At 39.2% G+C, this 15,073-nt stretch carries 7 protein-coding genes; all 7 read left to right on the top strand.

Features of this window, described 5'->3' with window-relative positions; all coding sequences use genetic code 11:
* Nucleotides 1-280: 280 nt before the first annotated feature.
* The gene (locus K348_RS0115830; RefSeq protein WP_036930729.1) at nucleotides 281-4,339 is read left to right on the top strand and encodes a hybrid sensor histidine kinase/response regulator transcription factor; all 4,059 of its coding nucleotides are present in this window, start codon (nucleotides 281-283) and stop codon (nucleotides 4,337-4,339) included.
* 191 nt (nucleotides 4,340-4,530) lie between these two features.
* Complete coding sequence (locus K348_RS19210; RefSeq protein WP_156032905.1) at nucleotides 4,531-4,695, top strand: hypothetical protein; 165 nt, start codon at nucleotides 4,531-4,533, stop codon at nucleotides 4,693-4,695.
* A gap of 534 nt (nucleotides 4,696-5,229) precedes the next feature.
* Nucleotides 5,230-8,316, top strand: a complete 3,087-nt coding sequence (locus tag K348_RS0115820) for a TonB-dependent receptor (RefSeq protein WP_231496813.1) — start codon at nucleotides 5,230-5,232, stop codon at nucleotides 8,314-8,316.
* A 32-nt stretch (nucleotides 8,317-8,348) separates the two neighbouring features.
* The gene (locus tag K348_RS0115815) at nucleotides 8,349-9,965 is read left to right on the top strand and encodes a RagB/SusD family nutrient uptake outer membrane protein (protein ID WP_029906456.1); all 1,617 of its coding nucleotides are present in this window, start codon (nucleotides 8,349-8,351) and stop codon (nucleotides 9,963-9,965) included.
* A 232-nt stretch (nucleotides 9,966-10,197) separates the two neighbouring features.
* Nucleotides 10,198-11,310 carry a basic secretory protein-like protein gene (locus K348_RS0115810; RefSeq protein WP_029906455.1) on the top strand — a complete coding sequence of 371 codons (1,113 nt, stop codon included), beginning with the start codon at nucleotides 10,198-10,200 and terminating at the stop codon, nucleotides 11,308-11,310.
* A 22-nt stretch (nucleotides 11,311-11,332) separates the two neighbouring features.
* Nucleotides 11,333-13,654: a GH92 family glycosyl hydrolase gene (locus tag K348_RS0115805; RefSeq protein ID WP_029906454.1), complete on the top strand. Its 2,322-nt coding sequence runs from the start codon at nucleotides 11,333-11,335 to the stop codon at nucleotides 13,652-13,654.
* 19 nt (nucleotides 13,655-13,673) lie between these two features.
* A complete protein-coding gene (locus tag K348_RS0115800; protein ID WP_029906453.1) occupies nucleotides 13,674-15,062 on the top strand; it encodes an alpha-L-fucosidase in 1,389 nt (462 codons plus the stop codon).
* Nucleotides 15,063-15,073 lie beyond the last annotated feature (11 nt).

Genomic DNA, 15,073 nt, shown 5'->3' with positions numbered 1-15,073 from the left:
CAGCAGTTATCAGTTAACAGCATTTTTAGCAAAGACGCTAAGTCGCAAAAAGTAACAAAAGTAACAGGAACTAATTAATAATTAAAAATGAACAATTAATAATCCTGTAACTTATAACTAAAAACTATGTCAAAGAACTAATACTTTATCTTATATAGATAAAATTTGATATCGATAACAATCCTGCGTAAAGAAATTTTTAAGATATAAGTTTTTCATTTTACATCGGATAATACTATTTTTGTAGGAATTGAACCACTATTCGTCTCAAATTGCTGCTATGAAATACACGCTATTCTCATATAAATTTCATTTTCCCTTTTTCGTAAAGTGTTGTTTATTAATCTTTTTTCTTCTTGCTCTCACATTTCCAGCGTCAGCTTCTTACAGCTTGCACAGGGCAGATAAACTGGACTTATCCAATAATGCAATACTTTGCATGTATCAGGACAAGGATGGATATATGTGGTTTGGCACTTACGATGGACTAAACTTATATAATGGGAAAAAAACATTTGTCTACAGGGCTGAGCTGGATAAGGAATTCTCATTATCCAGTAATATTATCCATAATATAACACAGGCCGATGAGGATAATCTTTGGATATCGACTTTTCTCGGACTGAATAAATTTTCACTGAAGGAAAGGAAAATAACCGCATCATATCCCGATCTTCCCGAAGCAAAGCTTATTGCATCCGATGGAAAGGGCAAAACATGGGTTATCAGCAAGAAGAACTATATCTCTTACTATATTCCTACTAAAAAGACATTTACGGACATTCATCTTCCCGGTGCGGATATGGAAAATGTCAAATCTTTATTTTTCGACGATAACGGTAATTTATATATGATTACTATCGATGGCAAATTGAAAAGTATCGAAGCCATCGGTGAAGATGATACCGAACTAACACTTCAGGTTTCCGAAACCGAATTGTATAAAGGCAATATTGTCACTGCTTTCTATGAAGATAACAGCATATATTATGTAAATACAAAGCGTGAACTATTTCAGTATGATCTGTCGGATAGAAAAAGTCGCTTTATAACTGATCTTTTATCTCTTACAGAGAAATACGGCGGCATATCGAAGATTGTAAACTTCAAATCAGACCTCTTTATCTCGTTTAATAATAACGGGCTTATCAAGCTCGATGTGGAAGATAATTATAAGCCCGAAGTGGTTTATCTGGGTATAAGGGTATTCTGCCTGCATAAAGATAAAAATCAGGATATTTTATGGATAGGAACCGACGGTCGGGGTGTGCAGATGTATTATCAGGGTCACGACCTGTTCGGTAATATTACTTTCGACAATTTTACATCCAGTACCCAAAAGCCTGTAAGGTCTATCTATACAGACGAGGAAAATAATCTGTGGATAGGTACTAAAGGGGACGGTATAATGCGTGTTAAGAATTACGATGCTTACAATCAGGGAACAATTTCCCAGTCACAATCTATAAATTATACGACAGATAACGGTTTGTCGAGCAATCTGGTATTTTGTTTCCTAAGGAGCAAATACAGGGATGTTCTCTGGCTGGGAACCGAAGGTCCGGGCTTCTCTTATTATTCATACAAAGATAATAGAGTTAGAAGTTTACCGGGTAAGTCTGCCGATATGATAGGGCGTGTTCATTCCATTTGCGAAATTAATGACTCTACATTGTGGATGGCAACAGCCGGGCAAGGGCTGCTTGAGGTTATTATTAAAGAAGAAAATACAAGGCTTACGGTTCAATCTGTTAATGAATACGTATTAAAGAAAGGAGATAAAACCTGTGTAGAATTTCATTCTATGTTTTACGACGGAAAATCTACACTCTTTATAGGAAGCCGTGGCGGTTATGGAGTAGCCAGATATAACATACAGAATAAACAATACGAGTTTCTTCAAATGAAAAATGCCGAAAACTCGGCAATTGGTGATGTATTATGTGTTTATCAGAGCACAGACTCTGTATTCTATATCGGTGCCAGTTCCGGAATGACGCGGATACAATTTTTGAACAACGGAACCAGCAAGGTTAAACAATTCGACCGCAGAAACGGAATGATCAACGATATGATTCATGGTATACTCGAAGATTCCGATGGCTGTATATGGTTGAGTTCCAATAAAGGATTGATAAAATATAATCCGCATAACGACTTTTTCCATAATTACTCCTTTCCCGATCTTAAGGTGACGGAATTTTCCGACGATGCTTACTGGAAATGTCCATATACAGGCCGGTTGTTTTTTGGTGGAATAAACGGTCTTACATGGGTAGAGCCGAAAGAAGCCGATACACAGAGCAATTATTACAAGCCCGGACTGAATTTCTTCGATCTGCAAATTGCAGGAGAAAGTTATACTCTTTATGACTATATGAGCAAAAAGGACGGTAGTTTGGAGATTAAAGCTAATATTCCGTCTTTCACCATATCTTTTGTAGCAACAGATTACATAAACGGAGATAATTATGAGTATTCTTATCTGCTCGAAAATTATAATGATGAGTGGACCGAGTTGCAGAAGACCAATGAGATAACTTTCACCAATCTTCCTCACGGTGACTATCTGTTGAAAGTTAAATATAAAAATGATGTGTTCGATTCCGAAGAAAATTTCTTTACTCTGCGTATCAAAAAATTGCCGCCATGGTATCTTACAAGCTGGGCATATTTGGCATATATAATCTTATTCGTTCTATTAGGTACACTTATCATATATATTGTGCGCAAGCGGATAATCGACAGGCATTTACAACTTTCTCAGAAAATAAAAGAAGAACAGAAAGAGAAGTTGATGGAATCGAAGCTCAATTTCTTCACCAATGTTACGCATGAATTTTGTACACCGCTCACAGTCATAAAGGGAGTGAGTGATTATATTGAGAAGTCGGCGAAAACAGATCAGAATCTTAAGAAGTATACTGATATTTTGAGAGATAATGTAGCCAATCTGAATCATCTGATACAGGAAATACTCGATTTCAGAAAGATGGAAGAGGGAAAACTTAACTTTAGCGACATTGAAGAAGCATCTATATTATCTCTGATCGAAAGGCAAATCGAATGGTTTATCCCTATTGCCGAACAGAACAATATCAAACTGGAGATATCCGTACCGCAAGACCTCAGGTGGAATACCAATATATATGGTTTCAACCGTGTATTAGTCAATCTTATTTCCAATGCTTTCAAATATACAACGAACGGTGGATACGTAAAAATATCAGCGAATGTTGAACAAGAATGTCTTATGCTTAGGATATATAATACAGGGCAGGGAATAGAACAATCTAAAATGTCTTCCATATTCGATCGTTACAGTGTGCTTGATAATATGGAAACGAACAGCTCTTATTCGTTGATGACTTCACGAAACGGTCTTGGGTTATCTATATGCCACGATATAGTTGAATCACTCAATGGCAGTATAACCGTACAGAGCACAGTAAATGAATATGCGGAGTTTACTGTCAGGCTTCCTATGCTTGAGACTACATTATCAGAACAAGAGGAAGAAGAATCCGTGGTTGTTACCATGGAAGAGGAGGTTGTTAATAAAGGAGATATTCAGGAGGGCAAGAAGATTATACTGGTTGTAGATGATAATAAGGATATATCATGGCTTATTGCAGATGCTCTTTCCGATCTTTACACAGTGAAAAATGCTTATACGGTCGATGAAGCCATGAAGATCATAGAATCCGAAACACCGAGCCTTATTATTACCGATATCATGATGCCGGGTGATAGCGGACTGGAGTTTATAAAACGTCTCAAAGCCGATAAATTTACCAAACACATACCAATCGTAGTCGTTTCGGCAAAAATAAGCGAAAAGGAACAAGCGGAAGGTTTGGATTTAGGGGCGGATGTGTATCTTACCAAGCCTTTTTCTCCAATTGTTCTCCGCTCGGCTATAAATCGTTTGTTGGTTGTGAAAGATGAACTGAAGGATTATTTCTATTCACCGGAGAGTGCATATAAATATTCCGAAGGGCAATTGATACATCAGGAGGATAAAGCTTTCATGGATTCGGTCATTGCCATTATCACAAATAATCTTGAAGAAGAAAATCTGCGGCCGGAATTTATTGCCGACAGACTCAATATGAGTACAAGAAGTCTCTATCGCCGGTTTAAGAAGATATCAGCCTTATCCCCTAACGATTTTATAAAGGATTACAGGTTTACTTTTGCGGCAAAATTATTAATAACTACTAATTTGACTATTCAGGAAGTTATATATAAAGTGGGTATAACTAACAAATCATATTTTTATAGGGAATTCCTGAAAAAATACAGTATGACTCCTAAGGAATACCGTTCCAGGAAATAGAATCAGCCATATACCCGTCGAGGTGCTTAGCATATATTAAATAGTATCCCAATGACACTTTGGCAACTCAGGATACTTCTTTTGACGAACAGGATAACGCTAAATGTTTTTATAATAATTAATATTGTGCGTTAATATATCTAAACAATTGTGTTTTTGTAGTGTTATATATATAATAAAAGGTAAAAACCATGAAAGACGGGATGTGTATGTCTTTACAGTTTAAATATTTCAACAAAATAAATTTGATTTTAGCTCCTGAAAATTTGGGGGTTAGATTCATTTTGTTAGAGAGAGAGAGAGAGAGAGAGAGAGAGAGAGAGAGAGAGAGAGAGAGAGAGAGAGAGAGAGAGTAACAAATCTAAACATAATTTTGCGACAGATAAGAAAAATATCCATCTGTCCAAATTTTTATACCCATATAAAAGCCTTATGCCGGAAAGTTTCTGTACTTACGGTATAAGGCCTTTTTTTGTGCGCTGATTTCTAACAGGCTTTCGGGCCGGCGCACATACAAACATCACAGTTATGAACCCTTAAAAATCTTTGCAATGGAAATTAAACTGATTCTTTATTTATGATGCCTGTTTTATATATCATATAAACAGAGCAATTATTTAGTTAACTTAAAATTTATATTATGAGGAGTAAGTCTACTTAGTAATCATTGTATTACTACCGAAAGACCGATAAAAAGGGTCTTTTTACCTCAAAATCAATTTAAGGAAACAGTGTGTTATTTTTTTTAAAATGAATTATTAATTTAAAATCTCATTTTATTTATGAAGTATTTTAATCTAAAGGGCAAACAAGTTCTTAATAGAATGAAAATGTCCGTGTTGGCTATTTTGATGGGGCTGTGTTTTACCCCGACAATTTATGCTGATACAATGAAAGCACAAAGCGTTCAACAAACAAAACAGGTAAGTGGCCTTGTTGTAGACCCACAAGGTGAGCCTCTGATCGGAGTTACTGTCCGTGTTAAAGGAGGAACAACCGGTACTGTTACCGATCCTGACGGAAGATATAATCTTCAGGCATCGGCAGGCAGCACACTTGTTTTTTCATATGTAGGTTTTCTTCCACAGGAAATTGTAGTTGGAAACCAGTCGGTTATTAATGTAACATTGGTAGAAGACAGCAAAGCTTTAGATGAAGTTGTAGTTGTTGGTTACGGTACAATGCGTAAATCGGACGTGACCGGTTCTATCTCTACTGCTAAAGGTAGCGATATCATTAAGAATCAGTCTTTCAACGCTCTCGACGGATTGAAAGGTAAAGCTGCTGGTGTAAACATTTTCTCTAATACCGGTCAGCCGGGTGGAGAAATGCGCGTTATTATCCGTGGTATCTCTACAATCAATGCTTCTGCAAGTCCGTTATATGTAGTTGACGGAGTAGTTATGAGAGATTTCCAATTGGTAAATCCGAATGATATCGAGTCGATTGAAGTATTGAAAGATGCTTCTTCCGCTGCTATCTATGGTGCCCGTGGTGCCAATGGAGTTATCCTTGTAACTACCAAACGTGGCGACGGCGGAGGAAAGAAAGCAACTGTTTCTTATGCCGGTTCCCTATCAATAGGTACAATGGCTAAATACATGGATGTGATGGATGCTTACGAATGGATGGATGCATTCAAACAGGGTTTGGAAAATGCTAATGCTTGGCAAGGTACAAACTTCGACGTAAATGGAATGTCGCAAATATTTACAGATCCACGCATCTTTAATTCTGACGGTTCTCCGAAGTATAATACAGACTGGCAAAAAGAAGCATCACGTACATCTGTTTCTCACAACCATCAGTTAAGTATTCAGCGTAGTGGCGAAAACTCATCTGTCGGAGCATTTATCAACTATACAGACCAACAGGGAGTCTTGGTTAATTCTTATATGAAACGTTTGAATGCCAAGTTGGCTTACGATGATAAACCAACCAGTTGGTTGTCAACTTCTGTTAACTTAATGGTAAACCATACATGGGGCAACAGAACTTCCGATAATCCATACGGACAGGGAGCTTTACGTACCATGATAGAACTATTGCCGTTTTTACCAGTGCAACTGGATGGTGAATATCTTCAGACAAACAACTTTGAATCAGGAGGACTCCTAAAGGATAAAGACAATCCAAACAGTGGTAAGCAATCATTCAGTCCCGAAGGTGTAGGTAATCCTGTTGAACAACTTAAACGTATTCAGGCGTTACAGTATAAAACAAAAATTTTCGGTAATGCAGCCTTGACTTTCCACCTAACTCCTGATCTTTCTGTAAAAACCCAGTTTGGTATCGATTATACAAATAATCGTGACAAAAACTTTACTCCGGTTACTCCACATCCGATAATTGGTGCTTCTTCAACAGGAGAGGCCTTTGCAGCTAATCAAAACGAATTGTACTGGCAGGAAGAAACATTCCTAAACTATAATAAAGTTTTCGGCAAGCATTCTCTCAATGCGATGGCCGGTTTGTCTTGGCAACAGTATGATAGAACGCAGTTTGAAGTTAAAGCTAAAGAATTTGAAGATGATTTCTTTGGCTATTACAATTTGGGGAATGGTATTGCTCTTCCGGAACCCAAAACTGCCTGGGATAAATGGACGATGAATTCTTATTTCCTCCGTGCAGCATATTCTTATGACAGCAAGTACATGGCTACTGTAACAGGCCGTTATGATGGTTCATCCAAATTCGGAACAAATAATAAATATGCAATCTTTCCTTCGGTTGGTTTAGGCTGGATGGCTTCTAATGAAGACTTTTTGAAAGATAATAGCATTATCAGTAAATTGAAACTGCATTCGTCTTATGGTATAACAGGTAATTCAGAAATCGGAACATTAAGATCTTTATCTCTTGTAAGCCAGTCGAAGACAATTATAGGTAATGAACTAAAAATCGTTTCTTATCTGGATAATATGCCTAACCCGAACTTGAAATGGGAAAAAACAGGTCAGTTGGATGCAGGTTTTGAACTGGGTTTATTCAAAAACCGACTCAATTTCGATATCTCATATTATTACAAAAGAACAACAGATTTGTTGATGGAGCGTCCGGTACCTGAATCGACTGGTTATTCAAGTATATGGGATAATATCGGCGTGGTTTCAAATCGGGGACTGGACATTCTGGTTACTGCTCATCCTATCGATAACCACGATTTCCAATGGACTTCTACTGTTAATTTAGGCTTTAATAAAAATCGTGTTGATAAACTGGATGAAAGTGCATCTGTTGATCCTATCAGCGGAAAACGTCAGCTAACTAAGGACGGTTTTGTGGGTTATGATATCCTGATTCGCGAAGGAGAAGAACTATCTTCGTTCTATGGCTACAAACGTATCGGTATTTATGACGGTGTTCCTTCTAACTGGGATCCTGAAACAATGAATATACCGGGAACTATCGGAGAAAAAGTTACATCGAAGAATCGTGAAATCATTGGTCATGGTCTGCCTCGTTGGATGGGTTCATTTATTAATACTTTCAACTATAAAGGATTTGATCTGACTCTGGATATGCAATTTACATGGGGAGTAGACGTTATGCAGGAATTTTTCCATTCTGCAGAAGCTCGTTTCCTTACAAATGGTATAGATCGTTTATATAAGGAAGCATGGCATCCGACATTAAACCCTAATGGCAAAGCGCAGGCCATTCGTTTGAATAACTTTGGTATGGGAGCTAACAATCAGGCTGATGATACATGGGTTTGTTCCGGAGCTTATCTGCGTGCTAACCTGATCCAACTAGGCTATACATTTGAGCCGTCTCTGATCAAAAAAGCTGGACTCTCTGCATTGCGCCTCTATGGTAGTGTGAACAATGCTTTCCTGATTACTTCATCTGATTATTTAGGTTTCGATCCGGACAACTCATCGCGTTTGGGTGACAACAAGTGGGGAGCTAATCGTCAGTTCTTTACTTATCCGCGTCCAAGAACATTTACGTTCGGAGTTAATCTGACATTCTAATTCGTAGTTATAAAATATAAAATCATAATCATATGAAATTCTATAAATTCTATATATCCATATTTTGTACGATTGCATTCTCATTACTAATGAGTTCATGCGATGGTTTTTTGGACGAAGAACCTGAAAATAGAAAAAGTACCGATCAATTTTGGGCAACGAAGTCTGATGCCCAAACAGCTGTAAATGCGCTTTATTTCGGTGGGGTTCCATATTTGCACAGTACTGATGTCGATGGTGGCTGGACGCCTAAAGCGACTATGTGGGGTGGTATCATTTCAGGATTGTATGTAGATAAGCGTAAAGACAGAACGTTTACTACTGCATCGGAAAGTTGTAACTTTAATGTTCCGGCATTTGATAGCCCGGCTATGAAATTATGGCATGAGTTTTACAAAGGTATTTCCCGTGCAAACTTTGTTATTGCCAATATCCCGACAATGACCGGCATATTATCTGATACAGAGATGGCAAATTATGTTGCGCAAGGTAAATTCTTCCGTGCTTATGCTTACTTCTATCTGGTAAAAGAATTTGGTGGTGTTCCATACGTATCCGAACCTTATCTGGCACCTGTAGATATGTATAAAGAACGTATTCCTGCAGAACAAGTATACAAAAACATTGAAAGTGATTTACTTAGCATTATTCAGGGAGACGCATTACCTAACAAGGCGTTTTACGATAATGGCTGCTATGTAACTAAACCTATGGCGCAGACTCTGTTGGCAGCAGTATATTTGCAATGGGCTGGTGAGCCGGTCAAAGGTGGAGATCCGTACTATACCAAAGCTGCTGAAATGGCTTTGGAAGTTGTAAAAGGTGGACAGCATGCTCTTGAACAGCCTAATGGCAGTAGCGATGATCTTAATTCTGCATTTAATGTTATTAAGACCACCAAATCGTCTAATGAAATTATCTTTGCTAAGGAATTTAATCAAGAAGTTCTACAAGGTAATTCTTATCCTTCCCGCTCAATGGGAGCCGAAGCAAGTCAGTGGAAAGTCTTCGGTGGAGGTACTTTGTATAATGCATACCTGCCTTGCGATATGATAGTGCAAAGTTATGAAACAGCGGATATCCGCGGACATGAAAAACAAATGTTTTTCCGCACTTGGACTGAAGGTGGTAAAACCTATACATTAGGTGATGTTGGAAACTGGCAATGGTTTGATGAAACTGCCCTGAAGACGGATAAAAGCGGAAGTTACAATATGCCTACATTCCGTTATGCCGAAGTGCTTTTGATCGCTGCTGAAGGTCTGGCTCGTACAGGAAAAGAAGCTAACACTGAAGGTGGAGCCAAGTTCTACCTCAACCAGGTACGTAAACGTGCGGGACTGGCCGACGAAACAGCTACTGGTGATGCTTTGATAAAATCTATCTTGACCGAACGTTTGCATGAGTTTCCATTGGAATTCAAAATTTGGGATGATATTCGTCGTACACGCTTATATCCTGAAGCAGATGGTGTGAACTCAGGTAAACTGAAATGGACTCCTCTTGCATCAGCAGTAATCCAGAATAAACCGGATGGAAAGACCAGAGTTGGTGCTATTCCGGAATTCGCTTTATTGTGGCCTCTTCCACTTGATGAAATCCAACGTAACCCATCTCTGCAAGGACATCAGAATCCGGGATGGAATTAAGATAAACTGACGAAGGTCTTATAGGACTAAACTATAACATTTAAGCGGATACTCACTTATGTAAGTATCCGCTTATTCATATAAGGTTATCAAAAGAAAATGTCGAGTAAACCAGCCATTTTAGTATTCAAGATACCTTTATTGAACTTCAGGATATTTCATTCTTAGCCGACAATCACTATAATTGCATTAAATTTTTAAACACACACATTTTCTAAATAACCGGAAAATCATGAAAAAGTTAATTCTATCCATTATTACCCTTACCTTTCTCGCCTGCCAAGGTCAATCCGTAGTCGTCAATCCGCATGAACTGACAGACAATGACCTGACTACAACTTATACAGGAACTAAAGATTTGAATCAGATCGTATTCGACACTGATTTCTCAGCACCTGTATTAAGTTATAAAATTTACTCTTCAGGGGAGCTCCCTGCTTACGATCCATCCCAATGGACACTTAAAGGCTCTAACGACGGCAAAGAATGGGTAACAGTAGACGAACGCAGCAACCAGACTTTTTTTTCCCGTTTTCAGGAAATACTATGCGTAGTTCAAAATCCACAGACATTCAAGACATATAAACTGGAAGCAAGCACCCTCAGCAAAGACACTTTGAAAATTGGGGAAGTAGTTCTTTCAGATAAGAATCTTTTGGCAGGCTGGGAAGATTTCAACTATCCGAATATCCAATTCGAATCCTTATCTCCTGATACCGAAGGTAGCAAAGTATATCACGAACTGGTACAAAATCCCGATGAATACATAAAATTCCATGCACGTAAGGTTGCCGAAATTTTGTACTATACAGACAAAGACAGCATAAACGATGTAAGAAATATCAAATATACGCTGGAAGACAAACCGGGTGTATCTGCAAAAGGAGGCAACACTCCTAATATCCATATATTCTACAGCACACAGCATATCGAAAAATCGGCAAAAGAATCTCTTTTCAAACTAGATTTCGAAACACGCGGCGTACTTTACCACGAACTCACGCATGGTTACCAATACGAACCAAAAGGAATCGGGAACTATGGCAATAATAAGACATTCTGGGCATGCATCGAAGGTATTGCCGACGCAGTAAGAGCAGAGGCAGGCTACTTTGATATGAGCACTCGCAAACCGGGCGGTAACTGGATGGACGGATACCGTACTACAGGATTCTTTATCCAGTGGCTTACAACCAAAGATCCGGATGCTATCCGTAAATTCCATGCTACGGTAGAAAAAATGGATGTATGGAGTTTCGACGGAGCTATAAAATTAGTTTTCGGACCCGAAGCCAGCATCGAAGGAATGTGGGAAGAATACCAGACTTTTTTGAAAAATCAGTAAACTAACATACTCAAATACTCAAATGAAATTAAGCACTATCACTCTTTCTTTCTTACTTATGGGCGGAATAGTATCTGCACAGAATAAGGTCTCCTACGTCAACCCGATGATAGGAACGGTAAAAATGGGTCATACATTCCCCGGAGCATGCGTGCCCCACGGTATTGTCCAGTTGAGCCCGGATACGGATACTATCCCCCATAGTATAAACGGTGTATACCAAAAAGATACTTATAAATACTGCGCCGGTTATCAGCATGATGACAAAACGATTGTAGGATTTAGTCATACACACCTTAGCGGTACAGGACACTCCGACTTGGGAGATTTCCTTATCGTTCCGGTTACGGGAGAACTGAAGTTCAATCCGGGTACTGCAGATAATCCTGATTCGGGCTATCGTTCACGTTATTCGCATGATACCGAAGTTTCGCGTCCGGGCTATTATGAAGTTGTTCTGGATGACTACAAAGTAAAAGCGCAGTTGACAGCTACCGAAAGAGTAGGGGTGCATAAATATACTTATCCAAGTAATGAAGTTCAGAAAATTCTGCTCGACCTTACCCATGGTATTTATAACTACGACGGTAAAGTATTATGGGCGAGCCTGCGCGTAGAAAATGATACCCTGATTACAGGTTATCGTATTACAAACGGATGGGCTAGGGAAAACTATACATACTTTGCTATTTCTTTGTCGAAACCGATAAAGAATTACGGATATGTAGACAGGGAAAAACCAAAATACATGGGATTCTGGCGCAAATTCAATCTTTACCAAAACTTTCCCGAAATAGCAGGACGCAAGATAGTTACCCATTTCGAATTCGATTCGGATGCTTCAACTCCTCTCATTATGAAAGTAGCCCTGTCGGCAGTTAGCACAGAGGGTGCACTGAAGAATCTGGCAGCGGAAGCAAAAACAAAATCTTTCGAAAAGATCGTTGCTGAAGCTTCTGCTAAATGGGAGAAGGAACTGGATGTAATAGAGGTATCGGGGAATGAAGATAAAAAGACAATGCTTTATACATCCCTGTATCATACAATGATCAATCCGTCGGTTTATCAGGATGTAGATGGACAATATCGTGGTATAGATCATAACATTCATCAGGCAAACGGATTTACCAATTACACGATTTTCTCTGTATGGGATACGTACAGAGCACTTCATCCGCTTTTCAACCTTATCAACAGAGAAAGAAGCACAGACATCGTAAAATCGATGATGGCTCATCACGATCAAAGCGTACATAAAGCATTACCTGTATGGTCGCATATGGGAAATGAGAACTGGTGTATGATCGGTTATCATTCTGTATCTGTACTGGCCGATGCAATAGACAAAGGACTGAATATCGACAAGCAGCATGCCTTACAGGCGATGATAAATAGTTCCAATGTCGATTACTATGACGGAACAGGCGAATATAAAAAACTTGGATATGTTCCGATTGATAAAGCGGGTAGCGGTTCGTCCATTACTCTCGAATATGCATATGACGACTGGACTGTTTACAATACTGCATTGAAAATGAATAACCAATCTGTAGCAGATACATACAAAAAAAGAGCATTAAATTATCATAACGTATTCGATCCGAGTTTGAAATTCGTTCGCGGACGCAAAAGTGATGGTAGCTGGAAAACCCCTTTCGACTTACTGAATACACATGGCGAAGGCTTTATCGAAGGCAACTCATGGAATTATTCATTCTATGTGCCTCACGATGTGAAAGGCCTTATAGCCCAGATGGGCGGAGACAAGCGGTTTGTGGAACGTCTTGATTCATTGTTTACAATGCATTTGCCTGATAAGTTTTTCGAAGATACAGAGGATGTTACACGCGAAGGCCTTATGGGTAATTATGTACATGGCAACGAGCCGAGCCACCATATAGCATACCTATATGCATGGACTTCGCAGCCATGGCGCACGCAGTATTGGGTACGCGAGATCATGAATCGTATGTATCTTAATTCTATCGACGGGCTTTGTGGAAATGACGATTGCGGACAGATGTCGGCATGGTATATATTCACCGCTATGGGATTCTATCCTGTTTGCCCGGGCTCGAACGAGTATGTGTTAGGTGCACCTTACTTCCCATACATGAAGGTAAAAGTAGGCGACGGCAAATATCTCGAAATAAAAGCTGATAAAGTAAGTGATAAAATGCGTTATGTGAAATCCGTAAAACTGAACGGTAAACCATATACTAAAGCTTATATCACATACGATGACCTCAAAAACGGTGCGGAACTGACATTCGAAATGTCTGCTACTCCTTATAAGAAGAGAACATTCACCGAAGACGAGAAACCTTATTCTTTATCGAAATAAAGAAATAGACTATAGTACCATGAGAAAACGGCTTTCTTTAGTTCTTTTAATATTTCTGTCATTGTCTGCCATCGGGCAAACAGGGAAACCATTGACGCAGCTACAGCAGGAGTTTGTAGACCTGAGGTTCGGAATGTTTATCCATTTCAATATTCCTACCTTTATGGATGATGACTGGGCCGACCCCGATGCATCTCCCGCAATATTCAATCCTGTAAAACTGAATTGCGGACAATGGGCCAAAACAGCTAAAGAGGCCAACATGACTTATGGCTGCCTCACAACAAAGCATCATAGCGGATTTTGTATCTGGGATACCAAGACAACCGACTATAATGTAATGAATAGTCCTTTCAAAAGGGATGTGGTAAAAGAGTATGCCGATGCTTTCAGAGCAGAGGGATTGAATGTGATGCTTTACTATTCGATACTGGATACACACCATAAACTGCGTCCGGGATGGATTACACCGAAGCATATCGATATGATAAAAGCCCAACTAACCGAATTATTGACGAACTATGGTGAAATAAAGGCTTTGATTATTGACGGGTGGGATGCTCCGTGGTCGCGTATCTCATACGATGAGGTTCCATTCGAAGATATTTATTATCTGATAAAATCCTTGCATCCGAACTGTCTGGTTATGGATCTGAATGCAGCGAAATATCCGGCAGAAGCCTTGTATTATACAGATATCAAATCTTACGAACAGGGAGCCGGACAACATATTTCGAAGGAAACCAATAAGCTTCCTGCGCTGTCTTGCCTGCCTATCAATACAGCGTGGTTCTGGAAGCCCGATTTTCCTACCACTGCGGTCAAATCACCCGAAATGCTTGTCAATGATAATATCGTTCCGATGAATGATGTTTACTGTAATTTCATTCTGAATGCTGCACCTAACCGCGACGGCCTGATAGATAATAATGCAGTGGAAGCATTCCGCCAAATAGGAAAGATCTGGAGCAATAAAGGTCCTGTGGCTAAACTGCCTGCTTATCCGGCACCGATTATTTCGAAGAATATAGCGAAGAATAAACCTGCAAATTCCAGTTGGGGCAACGATATGAATATCATGGACTTCGCGGTCGACGATAGTTTCCGTTCGGCATGGGAATCAAACAGGGCGGTGAAGAAACCATGGCTCGAGATCATTCTCGATAATACCGAACAGGAATTTAACTTGATTACTATCGCTCAAAGAGGAGAGAATAGGTTTAATAAGTATCGTCTCGAGTATTTCCATAACAATGAATGGGTACCTGTTTTCTCCGGTGAAAATAGCGATATTATAAAGGTGCACCGATTTGGGAATGTACGTGGAAATAAAGTGCGTATCCAGATAGATGAATTTAGTAAACCTCCTGTTATTGCCGAATTCGGCGTATATAACGAAAGGAGATAAGCTACACATAA

The organism is Prevotella sp. 10(H), assembly GCF_000711235.1.
Classification (GTDB): Bacteria; Bacteroidota; Bacteroidia; order Bacteroidales; family Dysgonomonadaceae; genus Dysgonomonas.
This window is presented reverse-complemented; position numbering and strand designations above follow the sequence as displayed.